16 protein-coding genes and 3 pseudogenes are annotated in these 15,253 nt (G+C 53.0%); 10 read left to right on the forward strand and 9 right to left on the reverse strand.

The window, feature by feature from the left end; translation table 11 throughout:
• Positions 1-253 precede the first annotated feature (253 nt).
• Together MW046_RS18690 and MW046_RS18695 are read left to right on the forward strand one after the other, a co-directional pair.
• The gene (locus tag MW046_RS18690) at positions 254-1,111 is read left to right on the forward strand and encodes a ParA family protein (RefSeq protein WP_247996007.1); all 858 of its coding nucleotides are present in this window, start codon (positions 254-256) and stop codon (positions 1,109-1,111) included.
• A complete protein-coding gene (locus tag MW046_RS18695; RefSeq protein WP_247995958.1) occupies positions 1,111-1,548 on the forward strand; it encodes a DUF7970 domain-containing protein in 438 nt (145 codons plus the stop codon). The genes MW046_RS18690 and MW046_RS18695 overlap by 1 nt, the downstream gene beginning before the upstream one ends.
• 63 nt (positions 1,549-1,611) lie before the next feature.
• Here the strand turns inward: MW046_RS18695 and MW046_RS18700 are convergent.
• Both MW046_RS18700 and MW046_RS18705 read right to left on the reverse strand, forming a co-directional pair.
• A pseudogene (locus MW046_RS18700) lies at positions 1,612-1,766 on the reverse strand (DUF1931 domain-containing protein).
• Between the two features lie 163 nt (positions 1,767-1,929).
• The gene (locus MW046_RS18705) at positions 1,930-2,307 is read right to left on the reverse strand and encodes an HVO_A0114 family putative DNA-binding protein (RefSeq protein ID WP_247995959.1); all 378 of its coding nucleotides are present in this window, start codon (positions 2,305-2,307) and stop codon (positions 1,930-1,932) included.
• Between the two features lie 268 nt (positions 2,308-2,575).
• On the opposite strand from MW046_RS18705, the gene tnpA reads away from it, so the two are divergent.
• The 3 genes and pseudogenes from tnpA (at position 2,576) to MW046_RS18720 (ending at position 6,776) form a co-directional block, all read left to right on the forward strand.
• Complete coding sequence (tnpA, locus tag MW046_RS18710; RefSeq protein WP_247995960.1) at positions 2,576-2,980, forward strand: IS200/IS605 family transposase; 405 nt, start codon at positions 2,576-2,578, stop codon at positions 2,978-2,980.
• Position 2,981: 1 nt separating this feature from the next.
• Positions 2,982-4,220 (forward strand): annotated as a pseudogene (locus MW046_RS18715) (RNA-guided endonuclease InsQ/TnpB family protein).
• Positions 4,221-4,841: 621 nt separating this feature from the next.
• Entirely contained in the window at positions 4,842-6,776 is a 1,935-nt protein-coding gene (locus MW046_RS18720) for an ABC transporter ATP-binding protein (RefSeq protein WP_247995961.1), read from the forward strand.
• Positions 6,777-6,795: 19 nt separating this feature from the next.
• Here MW046_RS18720 and MW046_RS18725 read toward each other — a convergent pair whose 3' ends face one another.
• Positions 6,796-7,323 carry an NUDIX domain-containing protein gene (locus MW046_RS18725; protein ID WP_247996008.1) on the reverse strand — a complete coding sequence of 176 codons (528 nt, stop codon included), beginning with the start codon at positions 7,321-7,323 and terminating at the stop codon, positions 6,796-6,798.
• Positions 7,324-7,524: 201 nt separating this feature from the next.
• Here MW046_RS18725 and MW046_RS18730 point away from each other — a divergent pair, with 201 nt between their 5' ends.
• Positions 7,525-7,818 (forward strand): PadR family transcriptional regulator, encoded by a 294-nt coding sequence (locus tag MW046_RS18730; RefSeq protein ID WP_247995962.1) that lies wholly within the window; start codon positions 7,525-7,527, stop codon positions 7,816-7,818.
• Positions 7,819-7,909: 91 nt separating this feature from the next.
• Here the strand turns inward: MW046_RS18730 and MW046_RS18735 are convergent, their stop codons facing one another.
• Positions 7,910-8,185 (reverse strand): excalibur calcium-binding domain-containing protein, encoded by a 276-nt coding sequence (locus tag MW046_RS18735; RefSeq protein ID WP_247995963.1) that lies wholly within the window; start codon positions 8,183-8,185, stop codon positions 7,910-7,912.
• A gap of 107 nt (positions 8,186-8,292) precedes the next feature.
• Here MW046_RS18735 and MW046_RS18740 point away from each other — a divergent pair, with 107 nt between their 5' ends.
• Complete coding sequence (locus tag MW046_RS18740; protein ID WP_247995964.1) at positions 8,293-8,550, forward strand: hypothetical protein; 258 nt, start codon at positions 8,293-8,295, stop codon at positions 8,548-8,550.
• Between the two features lie 43 nt (positions 8,551-8,593).
• Here the strand turns inward: MW046_RS18740 and MW046_RS18745 are convergent, their stop codons facing one another.
• Complete coding sequence (locus MW046_RS18745) at positions 8,594-8,737, reverse strand: hypothetical protein (protein WP_247995965.1); 144 nt, start codon at positions 8,735-8,737, stop codon at positions 8,594-8,596.
• A gap of 151 nt (positions 8,738-8,888) precedes the next feature.
• On the opposite strand from MW046_RS18745, the gene MW046_RS18750 reads away from it, so the two are divergent.
• Together MW046_RS18750 and MW046_RS18755 are read left to right on the forward strand one after the other, a co-directional pair.
• The gene (locus MW046_RS18750; protein ID WP_247995966.1) at positions 8,889-9,134 is read left to right on the forward strand and encodes a hypothetical protein; all 246 of its coding nucleotides are present in this window, start codon (positions 8,889-8,891) and stop codon (positions 9,132-9,134) included.
• 231 nt (positions 9,135-9,365) lie between these two features.
• Entirely contained in the window at positions 9,366-10,220 is an 855-nt protein-coding gene (locus MW046_RS18755; protein ID WP_247995967.1) for a lamin tail domain-containing protein, read from the forward strand.
• A 142-nt stretch (positions 10,221-10,362) separates the two neighbouring features.
• Here the strand turns inward: MW046_RS18755 and MW046_RS18760 are convergent, their stop codons facing one another.
• Complete coding sequence (locus MW046_RS18760) at positions 10,363-10,893, reverse strand: HNH endonuclease (protein ID WP_247995968.1); 531 nt, start codon at positions 10,891-10,893, stop codon at positions 10,363-10,365.
• Between the two features lie 152 nt (positions 10,894-11,045).
• Here MW046_RS18760 and MW046_RS18765 point away from each other — a divergent pair, with 152 nt between their 5' ends.
• Entirely contained in the window at positions 11,046-11,438 is a 393-nt protein-coding gene (locus MW046_RS18765) for a hypothetical protein (RefSeq protein WP_247995969.1), read from the forward strand.
• Positions 11,439-11,466: 28 nt separating this feature from the next.
• Here MW046_RS18765 and MW046_RS18770 read toward each other — a convergent pair.
• The 3 genes and pseudogenes from MW046_RS18770 to MW046_RS18780 form a co-directional block, all read right to left on the reverse strand.
• Positions 11,467-12,107: pseudogene (locus MW046_RS18770) on the reverse strand (IS6 family transposase).
• 415 nt (positions 12,108-12,522) lie between these two features.
• Positions 12,523-12,939 carry a restriction endonuclease gene (locus tag MW046_RS18775; RefSeq protein WP_185715605.1) on the reverse strand — a complete coding sequence of 139 codons (417 nt, stop codon included), beginning with the start codon at positions 12,937-12,939 and terminating at the stop codon, positions 12,523-12,525.
• A gap of 236 nt (positions 12,940-13,175) precedes the next feature.
• On the reverse strand, positions 13,176-15,206 hold the full coding sequence (locus tag MW046_RS18780) for a hypothetical protein (protein ID WP_247995970.1): 2,031 nt from the start codon (positions 15,204-15,206) through the stop codon (positions 13,176-13,178).
• Positions 15,207-15,253: the final 47 nt, after the last annotated feature.

Below are 15,253 nucleotides of genomic sequence, written 5' to 3' on the forward strand. Positions count from 1 at the left end.
GTCGGGGGAATCAGGATGTTCTGTATGGTCCGGAGCAATTGGCCTGCTTAGTCTGTGGAAACGATAATAGCGGTGATTGTAGCTATTGGGACTGTATAGCTGCCAGCTATCGCTATGTGATATGAGCATACACCATAGTTGTAGAGTATCGCTGGAGGGTATAGTTGAAGAGTATAGCTATATCTTATAGGTAAATGTAGCAGCGATATCGTCTACCTTAGATTTATGCTTGTTGCCTTCAACTATACCACTAATGCTCACTTACACCCCAGTTTCAGAGGCTGGTGGAGTTGGCAAAACGACTACTGCAGCCACTCTCGCCGTCAGTCACGCGCGTTCAGGACATAACGTCCTCACGATCGACATGGACACACAGAACGGGAGCCTCACATACTTTTTCGGTCCCGACTATGATCGAGGCGATCCAAACATAGACAATCTTGTTCGTCATCTGGTGGGACGACCAAAAGGTGATTTCTACAATCTCACTCACGAGGTCGAAGCAGGGGTTGATTTGATTCCATCGCATAATATGCTCGAAGATCTCGAAGAGTTCCTTCTTAACGAGAAGGATCAAGCCGAGAATTTTGGAGAATCCTACAGCATGTATCATCAGCTTCATCGGATTCTCCGTGAGGCCGATATCCGTGAAGAGTATGATGTGGTTATTGTCGATACTGCTGGGAAGGCAGGTCCGATTTTGTACAATACACTCGTGGCTGTTAGGAACGTCGTGATCCCGTTTGAGGTGACTGCAAAAGGGGAAGAGTCGATTGATGGACTTGATGATCTCGTTGACGGATTAGAACAGAACATCAATATCGATGTGGGAGTACTCGCAATCGTTCCGATCGGATACAAAGAGACTCGTGATCGACAAGAGATTCTTAAAAAAGTACAGAACGATGGATTTCCGGTACCTATCGTGATCGGTCAACGTGGCTCATTGATCGAGGGATGTTGGAAACAGCAGTGCAGCCCCTACAAATACATCGAAGAGTACCGCAATCGACAGCGGGACTATGAGCTTACTACGCTTAACAAATTTGATGAACTATCTCGATACCTTGAGCGAGAAGCAGATATTGGATCTCCGGAGGTGACTGTGTAATGGGCTTGAAATCTGGCTCCCGAAATGCCGGCCTCGATGACTCGGAAGATAGTAACAAACAGTCCACTGACCAAGAGGTCGATATATCTACCTCCGAAGCAACTGAGTCACGTGAAACGCGATCCGACACAGCAACCGATACGACTTCAGAGTCTATCGGCGAGTCTAAAACAGGTTCTCGACGACCGACGATCGAGTCACTCCCATATAAACTCCGGCGAGAAAAAGTGAATGAAGGCCGCGAGCAGGTCCCATACTTTCTTCGAAAAGATGTCATTGAATCTGAATCTGAACTCCAAGAGACACTCGAAGAGCAACTTGGTGAGGATGTTTATAAGTCGGATTATCGAGAAGCCGCAATGGTTGTGGCTCAGCGCAACCCTGAACTAGTCGCTGAGGTGCTCCGTGAGTGGGGTTATGATCTTAATAGTGCATAATCGTGAAGGGTGTTACGCCAAACGGAACGGTCGCCGGAACCATGACCATCGACAACAATCGCGCTACTGCACCGTCTTCCGACCATTTTCTGTGCTCGACGTTCGGTGTCGTCGAGGAGATTCTGCACCTCCTCATCGAGCACGTCATAGAGATCCGACGCCACATCTATTTCCCCGAGCGCGTCCTTGACGGCGGCTTTGACGATCACATTTGTCATACCGCTCGTTCTTCCAGCAAGATGATTGAATCTTGACGATTAATTTGCGTCGATAAATCATACCAATCGGACCGACTAAGCTGGTGAGGTCCACGCAAGACCATCGATTTCGATCCAGACAGTCCGTCTATCGCTCGTCCGGATCACCGTCCGTTAGTGGTGGTCACGGAGCCGCAGCCGCGTGGTTCGATTCTGATGCGAACGGAACGCGCATCACGGGTTCGTCGAACCAGACGACGGGACATTTCGCCTGTCCCTCCTCTGCGAAATAGATCACACCGAGGTTTTCCAGCCGAACTAATTGCTCGTGGACGTTCTTCACATCCCGGTCGACTGCCCGAGCTGCTTCGTTCATGCTTGTCGGTTCCTCCTGTCGGATGGTTTCGATGAGCTTGAGGGTCGTCGCAGTGAACGTTTTCAGCAGCTCCTCATAGCTGGTGAGCGACAGCGTTAGTGATTCACCCACACTGTCATTCGCGGCCAGCGTCTCAATCGCGTCCGTTACGTTGTCATGGAACCGTTTGGAGCATTCCACAGTCACAACGAGTGTCGGTGCAGCGTTCAGGTATTCGCGTTCTTTAGCTGAATTGAGGCGCTAAGCCCCCTTCCTCAGCGAGCGCCGACCGAACGGGAGGCGCGAGCAGGGAGGGGATACAGCGTTCACAAGAGCTGAAGCTCTTGTGGGCTAACGAGACGCGAAGCGTCTCGTGAACGCCGCACGGTTCTCATACACGATTCGGTGGCAGGCTCACAGACCCACGCAATTACAATGTTTTTACAGTAGAGTAGCACAGTATTGACCGAACCCAATGGAGTACGACCTCAACTCGGGAGCGCACTCGACGTATTCCCTGCACTACCACCTGATACTCACCACGAAGTATCAGCGCGGAGTGCTAACCGAGGAGCGAACCCAATTCATTCACGAGGTCATCAGCGAGTTCACGGACAACTACGGTGTCGAACTGACGAACCTCGACGGCGAGGACGACCACGTTCACATCCTCTTCCGAGCGAAGCCAACCACAGACCTCGTGAAGTTCATCAACACGGCCAAGGGCGCGACTGCCCGCCGTATCCGCGACGAGTACGCGGACGAACTCAAGACCGAACTGTGGGGCGATTCGTTCTGGAACGACTCGTACTGCCTCATCTCGACGGGGCAGGTATCGCTGGATGTGCTAAAACAGTACGTAGAGGACCAACGCGAGTAGAATGTACTACGCCTACAAGTTCCGTCTCAAGCCGTCCGACGCCCACCGTGAGGAGTTGGACCGCCACCGAGACATTTGTAGGCAACTGTACAACCACACGCTCTACCGTCTCAACGAGTACCAAGACGAACACGGTGAACTGCCGTCCATGACCGCCCTGCGGTCGGAACTCCCCGACCTCAAGAAGTGGTGGGACGGCCTCTCCGACGTGTACTCGAAGGTTCTCCAAACCGTCGTAGAACGCCTGTTCGATAACCTCAAAGGACTCTCGGCGCTCAAGAAGAACGGCTACGGCGTCGGTCAACTCAAGTGGAAGCCGCCGGGAGTTCCGCAGTTTTACCTACAGTCAATCTGGCTTCAAGCTCGACAAGAAGGGCGGTCAGACTGTGCTGTCACTCTCGAAACTCGCGGACATACCGATTCGGCTCCACCGCGCCATCCCCAACGACGCGAAGCTCAAACAGGTCACGGTCAAGAAGGAACCGACGGGTGAGTGGTTCGCCATGTTCGGCGTCCAAATGGACCGTGAGCCGCCCGAACCGCCTGAGAATCCCGAGAAGTGCGTCGGCATCGACGTGGGATTCTCAAGTACGCCCACGATACCGACGGAACCGCCGTCGGGTCGCTCGACCTCTCCGACGAGCGCGAACGCTTGGAGCGTGAGCAACGGAAACTCTCGCGGAAGCAACACGGGTCGAACAACTATGAGACGCAACGACGGCGCGTAGCGGAGTGTCACGCCGACCTCCGACGGAAGCGCCGCGACTTCTTGCACAAACTCTCGAACTACTACGCTCGGGAGTACGACCTCATGGCGGTCGAAGACCTGAACGTGAAGGGGATGATGGAGTCGCCGTCGAACAGCCGCAACACGGCGTCTGCCGCGTGGCGGACGTTCCTCTCGTTGCTCGATTACAAGTGTGAGCGCGAGGGGACGCACTTCGTCGCGGTCAATCCGAGAGGAACGACCAAGGAGTGCGCGTCGTGCGGCGTTTCGACCGACAAGCCGTTGTGGGTCCGTGAACACTCCTGTCCTGCCTGCGGGTTTGAGGCGGACAGGGACGCGAACGCGGCGTGGAACATCCTTTCTCGCGGCCTCGAAGATGTAGGGGTGGGATACTCCGAATCAACGCCTGGGGAGACTGCGCTCCCTGTGGATACGTCCGTATCTGCAAAGCGCGTCGTGGAAACAGGAAGCCCCACCCTCAAGGAGCGAACGGCGTCAGCCGTGAGCGAGTAGGGTAGGGTAGTTCACGGTGGATGATTTCTCTTAAGATGCTCAGTCAGTCACGGCACGTCAATCTCCTCTTTCGGAACTTCCGATCAGGACTAGTCCCACAGTTCGACCATACCGGGAATTCGATGATCATCGGTCCCGGATCGGGTGCGACATGTAGTTTCGTTTCCATTACGGATATTCCACTTCTATCTGTGACTCAAATTGCTTGAAATATAGGTGACGGTTATCCTAAAAGTTTCTCGGACCCGATTGCACTGAGTAAAACTCCTCGAGGAAAGTAGGTACATACTGTTTGAAGAACTCGCGTTGCCTATCTCATTCTTCTAACATGAGATCTTTGGAGATCGATATATGGCACCAATCATAAGTACTATAATAATTATATAGATTGGATATAAGTCTTATACAGATGTACGGTAACATAGGGCTAAAAACTATATACTGGGATCAATATGAAGAACAAACGGTACTTCAAACGGATCGTGTCGACTACTCAGTAAGTGAATATCAATTGAAGGAAGGAATAGAGAGTCAACTGAACACAGTCAACACTCACCGCTCGGGCCGTGTCTCTCTGTCAAGACAGCTGGTAACAGAGTGGTGGTCGCCTATACTTGTTTCATGACGGCTGACAACACTGATGCAGACGCCGACGATGAATCGCTCCTGTTCGAACAACAGCAAGACACGACGGACTGGCCGATTCCCCGACTGTTTTGGGAGTACGGTCATGACTATAGACCGCTCATTGCGGTCGCACTGCTGGCATCAGTCCTCTCGCCAGTCGTGAGCCTGGTTCCAACCTATCTCTTGAAGGTTGTAATCGATGGGGTATTTCTCAACACGACGCCCTTTTCGCTTCCTCTTATACCGGGAGGGTGGCTTCCAGCGGAGCCCCAAGCCCAGTTGGCACTGTCGGTCGGGCTCATCGTTGGAGCGGCAGTGACGAGCACTGGGCTCGGCTGGGTGAGCAGTTGGACGTGGGGTCGGTTCGCCCAAACCGTACAACACGTCGTGCGGACGGATGCCTACGAGAAGATCCAGCGGCTCAGCATCGCCTTTTTCGACGACCAACAGACCGGTCAGATCCTCAGCATTCTCAACGACGACGTGAACGAGCTCAATCGCCTGCTCCAACGATTTCTGGACGATCTGCTCCGGATCGGAGCCCAATTCATCGGCATCGCCGTGTTTTTGATGTATCTCCACTGGCAACTCGCGCTCATCGCGTTACTACCAGTGCCAATACTGGCTGTGATGAGTCGATGGTTTGTCACCCGTATTCGCCCGATGTACGACGATGTCCGCCAGCGGGTGGGCGTGCTCAGCGCGCGCATCGAAAACAGTCTCAGCGGCATCAAGGTGGTGAAAGCCTATACTGCGGAGCCATTCGAGGCTGGCCGTGTTGACAGGGCCTCTCGTGATCTTTTCGACATTCGGTGGGACGTGATCACCGCACGCATCAGCTTCTTTCCCGCAATGAATGTCGTCAACTGGCTCAGCTTCGGCGTTCTGGTGATTATTGGCGGCCTGTGGATTCTTGACGGCCCGCCGTTGTTCTTCACCAAACCGTTGTCGGTCGGAACGCTCGTCGCGTTTCTCACCTACAATCGTCAGTTCACAGGCCCGCTGATCCAAGCCGGGCACTTAGTCGATCTGTACCATGACGCTCGGGCCTCAGTGGTTCGTATCTTCGCCCTCAACGACTACGAGATCGAGATCAATGACGACGAGAACGCTCTCTCACTCGTCGATGTCGACGGTCACATCAAGTATGAGGACGTGACCTTCCGCTATGTGTCCGCTGATGAGCCAGCGATCGAGGAGATCAGTTTCGAGGTCGAACCAGGGGCGTTCGTCGGCCTCGTTGGCCCGACCGGCTCAGGGAAAACCACACTGACAAAGCTGCTTCCTCGGTTTTACGACCCGACTGGGGGAACGATTCGTCTCGATGGCCACGATCTGCGTTCGGTCGCACTCGATGATCTCCGGACGGCGATTGGCTACGTCTCTCAGGAACCGTTCCTCTTTTCCGGCACAGTTAGTGAAAACATCGCCTACAGCACCCCAGACGTTGCTCAGGCGGAGATCGAGCGCGCGGCGCAGATGGCTGGTGCCCACGACTTCATTGCGGAACTAGCGGATGGCTACGAGACCGAGGTCGGTGAACGGGGGGTGAAACTGTCGGGCGGCCAGCGCCAACGCATCGCTATCGCCCGTGCAATCATTACCGATCCGGAGCTGTTGATTCTGGACGAAGCGACCTCCCACGTCGATAACGAAACGGAAGTGTTGATCCAGACGGCCCTGCGGGAGTTCAGTGCTGATCGCACCACGTTCGCCATCGCTCACCGGCTTTCGACAGTGCGCCACGCCGATACGATCCTCGTTCTCGATGATGGGTCGATCGTCGAACGGGGGACACACGAGGAACTACTCGCACAGGACGGCCTGTATGCGAACCTCTGGCGGGTCCAAGTCGGAGAGCTGGATGAGTTGCCCGAGGCGTTCCTCGAACAAACTATTGACACCGATACGACACTCTCCGGTCGGTAACAGTACGCCGTGTGGCGTACTACAATGAGGTGGCCTCAGGGTCTCGAAGCGTAGCAAGTTGTTCGAGGACAGTCTCACGACTCACGTCGGTGGCTGCGTATGGATTCGTAACGGCCGCAAACGGTGGAGAGCCGTCGAAGGCCGCTGCTCGTTCGACGGCCCGACCGAGCCGGACAACTGATTCGGCTAGTCGTGCCGCTGCTGTCTCCGGTGGGAGCCACTCGTATGCGTCGTGTTCGTCATTCAGGGAGATGGTTCGCTCGTCAGTCTCACAGCGATAGACGAGTGTCACCATCGGCGCACCCGTCGCATCATCAATCCAGCCGCCGTACAATGCTTCAACGAGTGGCCCAACACGACTCTCGATGGACAACTCCTCGCGGAGTTCTCGACGAAGGCCACCGACGAGCGTTTCTCCGTACTCGAACGTCCCGCCGGGTGGTTCCCAGTGATCATCACATATCGTAAGCAACACCTGGTCGTCCGGGCCGAACAGGATTGCCTTTTGGGTGAGTTTGCCAACGTAGTGGTTGGATGGCTCCGACATCGTCACGTTGACAGTGTTGAGACGGAGAGACAATATCAGTCGTGGGCTAGCCATCCACGGGCCGGCCGGAGAGTGGCTCTCCAAGCAGTCCATGTGAGCGTGTTCCCCCTCCGAAACGGATGTGTGATAGTATTTATGACATGAACGGGCCGTCGGTAACGACAAAGCCCATATAACGCACTCCCAAAGCGCTGAATAGATATGTATGATGTGACTGGTTTTCAGCGTGATCTTCTCTACATCATTGCAGGGGGCGATGAACCACATGGGCTGGCGATCAAAGACGAGCTTGAGGATTACTACGAGACAGAGATCCACGCCGGTCGGCTGTATCCGAACCTCGACACGCTCGTCGAGAAGGGACTCGTTGAGAAAGGCCAACAGGACCGCCGGACGAACGCCTACTCGGTAACACGGCGAGGGCACCGCGAGATCGATGCCCGCACCGAGTGGGAAGCGCAGTACGTCGATCACTCGGTCTCTGTGAACGCGTAGGGACTTCCGTTGTGTCTGTTGCTATTACAGAACAATACCGGCGGCTGTCTTCATCCACATCACCACCCTTTGCCTCGCATCAGTTCGTGGCTCAGTATGGGAGCAACTCGCAGGCCTGTCCGTTGCCATCGGCGTCGAGGCGATGAGGATCGTTCGCGGGGTCGTGGGTCTCGAAGAATTGCTGTGCCTCTGCTCGCGTCTCGAAGTCAGAACAGTCACGATCGGCGCCGGTAGTCGGTGTCGGTACTGGTGTTGCTGGTGCTCGGTCGAATGCCCAGACACCTCGCCTTTCGGCCTGTGCGGTTTGCTCGGCACTGCCGAACTGCTTACGATATGAAGATAAGTCTCTATTGAAAGCTCTTCTCAAAAGATTTATTTCGTGAAAAGAATCCCTACTCTATGTGGAATTGGTTATGTCCGTCTGGTGAAGTCAATGTAGAAACTACTTTTGCGTCTCAATTTGATGCTTAGTTTATGGCTGCTGAATCTGGTCCCACTGCGATAGATTTCCGAGAATTACTCAGAGATGGCTGGAAAATAGCGGCAATCCTTCTCTTCTGGGGAGCGCTTGCCCTAATTGGGTTCGCTGGAGTCACAAACATCGGATTCTACAGACCTGGCAGCTTCTTCTGGTGGATCGGGAATATGCTTGGATGGACATTCGTAGTAACAGGGGTTGGTAACATACTCATCTACACCATCGCTCGTGGTATCCACCTTTCCCGTCAATAACTGATGTAACTGAGAGAGGTTCTGAACTGAGCGAAGCGTAGCCCTAGTTCAACAGCCAGTCGCGGTCCTCAACTGTTTTTGGAACAGTAAACTCCGGTGGGCCTTCGTTCGCGGGATTTGTTTCGGTCGTCCTGTTCGTAGACTGCACCTCGATCGTGTCGCTGTCCACCACGCGTGTAACTGTCACCGTTTGCGTCTCACCTCCCGTTGGTGGTGCCTCTGCCGATGGATCAGGATCCCTGCATCGCCGGCCAACAGCAGTAGCGGTAGTAGGAGCACAAGACAGTTCCAGTGCATCGTGATAAGATACCTAAATGGAGACAATCCTACAGTCATTCGTGACCTCTTCCAACGCTTCGACGGTGTTCGATTACACTCGATCGGATGGCCGCACCGCTACTCAGGAGCCCCAGTGTCCCCATTGTGAGACGAGGTTTCACAGCGAGCACAGAGACAGCGAATCCGTCATCGATCGCCACGGGGAGTCATATCCCAGCATCGACGCCCCTGCTCACGACGGGCCGTTTTTCTGTCCGCCATGCTGGGCGGATTTGGAAACGAATCGGCTGGCCCAAGATATCTGAGAGTCGTAGCACACGCAGGTGACTGCGCACAATACCGACGGGCACGTGGCCTGTGCTGTGGGACGGAACTGCTTCGTCAGAGCCCGCTTGGCAGACAGCGGAATAGCCGTCGAGAGTGTGTCCGATGGGCAGGTCTGTCAGTGTAGTTCTATATACATTTTGTAACCAATGTTAATATATTATTATCTAAAAGGTATGGGCGTGATACGAACATCGCATATAGTAGTGGTGATGGCAGTGTTGTCCGTTGCGATTCCAGCGGGCGTCGTGGGCAGTCCTTCGACGACAAGTGACACGCTGAGTGGGACGGTCACCGAGGTCGTTGACGGCGATACAGTCGATATCGAATACGCAAACGGGACGACCGACACCGTGCGACTGTTGGGTATCGATACGCCGGAAATCTACGGTGAAAACGACCCGACGGAGTTCGAAGGCGTGCCGGATACGAGCGCGGGCGAACAGTGTCTCGCTGATGCAGGAGATGCTGCGAGTGCCTACACGAAGGATGTGCTTCAGCCGGGTGAACAGGTGACGCTTGAGCTCGACGCGGCAAGCGATGGGCGAGGAGACTACGGGCGCTTATTAGCGTACATTCACGACGATGGCCAGAACCTCAACTACGACCTCATCCAGACTGGCCATGCGCGCGTGTATGACTCAGAGTTTTCCCAGTCTGACCGGTTTTATGCCGCTGAATCGGATGCACAGGCGGCCGAACGCGGCCTGTGGCAGTGTCGGAACGCAGGGAGTGAGAGCAGCCTTTCTATCACAGAGATCCACGCCGACGCGGCTGGGAACGACAACGATAATTTAAATGATGAATACGTGGTGTTCGAGAATACAGGTACTGACACGCTTGATCTCTCGGGCTGGTCGGTATCAGACGACGCGGGCCACACCTACATGTTCCCGAGTGGGGCGTCGCTCGCGGCTGGTGGGACCGTCACGCTCCACACGGGCAGCGGCTCGGACACGGCCAGTGATCGCTACTGGGGATCCTCAAGTGCGATCTGGAATAACGGCGGTGATACCGTGACGGTCACAGACAGTGCTGGGACCGTCATGACGAGCCAATCTTACTGACGACGGCTCAACAGCAAATCCGTAGGTGTAATCATGGTTCCCCGGATGAGTTCTCATGTTGCAGATTGGGTGTCGCTGTTCTAGTTGGTCGGTTGTCAACTTCTCAAAAATTCTAGAAACAGCAGTGAGACGTGCTATTCACTTAGAGTTCTTCAAAGTCGTCGAATGTTAGTTGGCACTCGTCCTGGTGTCCGCTGTCAATCTGTGGGTGGGGGAGATGATCAGTTGTAGACCATTCGTCGAAGGTTCCCTGATCCTCATCGGCTTTAGGGCGCGAGTGCTCACGCCTGTGCCTTGCGCGACTATCACAGGGAAGGAGATTTTCGGGGCGGTTATCCCACTTGTGGGTGTTTTTGTGATGAACTACTGCCTCGGCTACAGCGTCAATCCCATATTCAGCTACCGCTACGAGCCTGTGTACGAGGATAGTGTGCCCATCAACGAGCCAACAGTCATATCCATCGGGTCTTGTGGTATAGTAGGCGGGGGAGTCAAGTGGGTCAAGAATGCCAAACCGTCGTAGGTAGTTCCTCACGGTGGTCTCAGAACAGTCCAATTCCTCGGCGATATCTGGGATAGTTTTCTCTTGTGTCTCATACAGGTCATAAAGCAGCATTCGGTCTCGATAGGGTTCGGTGAGATCTCCTGCCAGCGTTGTCTGCTGGTTCTCCATCTACTATTTTTATTTATTATGCTGATATAGAATAAATATTTTGTATATGTGGATGATCGAATCTCGACGGAAGTACTGGCCAGTATATGGTGGTGGGGAGAATATGTAGAGATGGAATGAGTAGTTTACCAGCGGACGACCGAGAGGACGAATTGAACGACGAGGACATCCCAACGGTGGTAATTCCTGGGTTTGATCCCGAGGATGAAGCCGATACCGACACACTGTTCGAAGGCCATCCGTTCCTTGAGCTTCTCACGCCGAACTCAAGAGCTAAAATACTCTTGGCGATGCTCCGTGTACGAGGCGATAAACTCCGAGAAGCCGATATTTGCGACGCAGCGCGGATTAGTCACGACACGTGGAACAACCACAAGGACATTTTAGCTGACAAATATGGGGTTATCGAACATGTTGTGAATATTGAAAATTCGCCGCTGTACACCATCCCGGAAGACAGCGAACTTGCTGATCTCCTTGAAAAAGTCATTGGAACTGCTGCTCAGGAGGAACGCGAGTGGCTCATTGAGCAACGCGACAAGTAGCCCAATCTGGAACTGTCTAGATAATTTCCTAGGTCGGTGTTCGTCTATCAAGCGCTTGATGTGGTCGTTGAAATTGTAGTAATCAACGAACAGCGCAAGCCACTGGCGGACGCTCAGCCGACTCCCCACCCACGAATTGTGAAAGCGGTTGATGTGCATTGGGAGGGTGTAAAACCACTTCTCGATTAGGTTTCGATCGGCGTAGCCAACCCGACCGCACAATCTTCATCGAGCGAGGGCAGTCCAATAACCGAACTGATCGACCAGAAACACTGTGTCTTCGCAGTCGTGTTTTTCGACAACTCTGTGAAGGAACGTAACCGCCGAACCGGTTCGTGTCGCTCAAACAGTTGTCCGTCGAGGAGCAACTTTGTGTTGATATCTACTGCAGCGTCCAACTAAGACCATTTACCATTGATTTTGACAGCACTTTTGTCGACGGCGGCCCGCAACGGCTGCGCTGCGGCGGATTCGAAACGCTATCAGTCAGTCGATGTACTCACTGGAAAATCGTCTGATGAGGGCGTTCAACACCTAATTCAGCGAGAGTCGAAGCTGTTTAGCTAAGTGAACAGTCGGTCGCGTAAAGGTGGACGGCAAACGCTCCCAACATTCTTCTAAATCTATTGCAAAGCACTCGCTGAGCAGGTCTGCGAGCGTTCTAACCACATCACTCAACGACCTATTCACTTCTCAAACTGATCCAACTGGGCGGTGCCAACGCCACTATTATTCTTGAAGTGCGAAAAGCTATGAGAACCGCGTGGCTGCCACCGCATCAACCGAGCTATGCACTGACTCCAAAGGTATGAGCATCAACTCTCGTGATCCGCCCTACTTGTCTTCATACCATCTTGTTTTAAGAGGGACAGTCACCGCGTCCCTGTATCTTATTATTCTTGAAATAGACATCATGTTCACCATCGTCTTGACACTATGGCGTTCTGTGAGTTAGCACCAGTCGTCTCACTCATCTGCTTGCGTTCGGCACGGGATTACCGGATCCACAACCTATCAGCACCTGATTGATCCAAAGAGCTCGACTCACGATGCCACATAAATAGTGCATTCATCGTTGGGCCTACTAGACACTATCGAGAAGTTCGCCCATCGCTTCTGCATCGAGTTCAGCCTGTGATAACCATTGTTCTAGATCTGTGCGGTTGTAGAGCGTAACATTCGAATTTTCGGCGGCCTCTTTTGCGCCTTCAGTATACCGAGATGTTGTAACGACTGCAGGGATATCGATCGCAAATTCTGATTGTCGAACGACCGATCCCGTATGAATCTCCTGCACAGCACTGTTTCCAACTGGATTATTGATGTTGTATGCCTTCGCTTGGATCCCAACAGTGGTGGCTTCACGAACCCACACAACGTCGACCCCTTGGTCCCCGGAACCTTCTGTAACTGTGGCATCACCCTCCACTCGGCGGAGAATCTCAGCAAGAATATGCTCAAATTCATAGCCAGATACCAACTCGAGGTCGTTGAGATCCACGTATCGGGGGGCTCGCGACGTTTCGGAGAATGAAACGCTCTGATACTCAGCTAGTCGCTCGCGCTCACGTCGAAGTATTTTGAGAACCCTGTCCTGCGGGATCTCCCGCTCCCAGACCTGTTCAAGTAACTGCGACGCTTGGACATGTTCGGGAATATCATGGCTTTCTGCTCTTTCAATAAACTCAGCGAGCGAATCAGCGTCTTCCGCCCATGTCTGAACGTCTGTGTGTCTACTCATTTGTACGTCCCCATGAGCTGTTTCAGCATCCCCGCACTATATCGATCAACTTCTTGTTCTGCTTGCACATCATATATGACGACCTTGTTACGTCCCAGCAATTTCTTGCCAAGGATTACCATATACGCATCATTACTACCGGCCTCCACGGAGCGGAAGTCCGATGCGATTTCAGTCGGTATCTGGGTTTGGGCAACGTCACCGAGTGATCGGCATGCTGTGCATTGACCGTCGTTCAACACGGGTGTACTGTATATAATCTCGCAGGTGTCACACGTGTCATGGTGATTCTGACACAGATGTCCAGTGCCAAGTGGTCTGGAGACACGGTGGTTGGAGCACACGGTCTCTTCGCCGACCGAACACTGGGTTGCATGAGTCTGACAGAACGTTTTCTCCTCACTGTCTTGTCCCTCAGCACATGTCACGCAGACCTCGGTATGTTCTTCACAGAGCGTCTCGCCACACATGGTGCAGATAGTACTGTGGTCGGAACAAATCAGGTCATCACAGGCTGAACACCGCTCAATATCTGTTTCACATCGAGGTGATTCACAAACGCTACATCGCCGTGTATGCGCATCACAGTGGTGATCATCACAGTCTGAGCAGTGCGTGAGATGAGAATCACAATGGAACGTACCGCCTGTAGCGCACTCTTCACCACAGAGATGACAGGTTATTGATTCACAACTATCGCAGAACTCGCTGTGATCAGCGCAGACTGCTGTTCCACATGAGGCACACGTCTGTAGACACTCCTGACACACATCCTCCCAACAGACCACACACGGTGTACAGTGTTCAGTTCCATCACAGTCTTCACAGTACGTCAACCCACAGCTCCGGCAACTTGTAGCACACGGATCGCCGATCAAGTGTCCATTTGTACACAGCTTTGGAAGAACCCCTTCAGTTAGATCTTGCGAACAGACGCTACAATCCAAGCCTCGGAAGGCATCTGTAGCTGGGAGGTAGGAGAGTTCAACGGTCGCAGCAGTATGGTTGGAGCTGAGTTCCAATGTCAGGATTCCCCGAACGTACGCTACCTCTGTCACACCTATGAGTGATACATCAACATCAATCTCGTTCCTATCGATAACCTCATCAATTTCTGTCCTCTCTTCGGCATTCAGTTCTTCTTTCTTTTCTTCTATCTTTCTCTGCAGTTGGGTCAATTCCTGCTCTGCCTCTCTTCGGTTTGTGATGTATTTGCGGCGGGTGCTGTCCTTACGGGCTTTACGACGCTTGTTCTCCCATTTGTGGATCTCTTGGCGCTGTTCCGTTAGTTGCTGATCGAGTTCGCTTCGACGCTGATCATACCAATCTGTAATTTCCTGAATCCGTTCACTGGCGCTATCATCTGCTTCCTCTTTCAACTCAGAGATAATTGGGCGAGACCGATCGATCACAGTTTGCTGGGCTTCTTCGAAGGCCTGTTGTACCTGTGTGTCCGAAACGTTGCGGGGTGGATGCTCGTTATTTTGTTGAAGAAGCTGTGGGAGATGAGATACAAGCCGTTTCGTTAATTCTGGCAGTCTCGCCTGTGTTACTGGATCAACAGTTACGGAAAACATCTCCTCATTGTGGAACGACGAGGGGGTTTCGAATTGTACCCAAAAATGAAATGCCAGAGCAACGTCGGATGTGCGTTCGCTGAAGTCAGTAATCTCCACCGTCAGATCTGACTCCTGAAGCACGGTGGGCGGATTTACTTGGAGAGTGTCCTCTGTTAATCGAAGTCGACCGATACTCCCCGGTTGCTGTACAAGATTTAGTAGGGTAGAGAATACTGTTGTTCCCGGCTGGACAAGAAGGTCACCAGATCCCAGTTCACGATCAGCAGCATCAAATACCAACGTTCCGTGGTCACGATCAAGTTGTCGCGAGAGTTCGCCTGGGAAAGTGACCTCCCACTTAGCACTATTTGACCGATCGATCTCGGCTCCGTATTCCTCCAGGACAGATTTGGTGAAGCGCTTGATGTTAACGCTGTTTAGAATGGAGGTGTCAACTTCAGATTCCATGGTGACCTATACAGTATAGCTGTCTATGATATGCCGTGTTACTATTC

The organism is Halocatena salina, from assembly GCF_023115355.1.
Taxonomy (GTDB): Archaea; Halobacteriota; Halobacteria; order Halobacteriales; family Haloarculaceae; genus Halocatena; species Halocatena salina.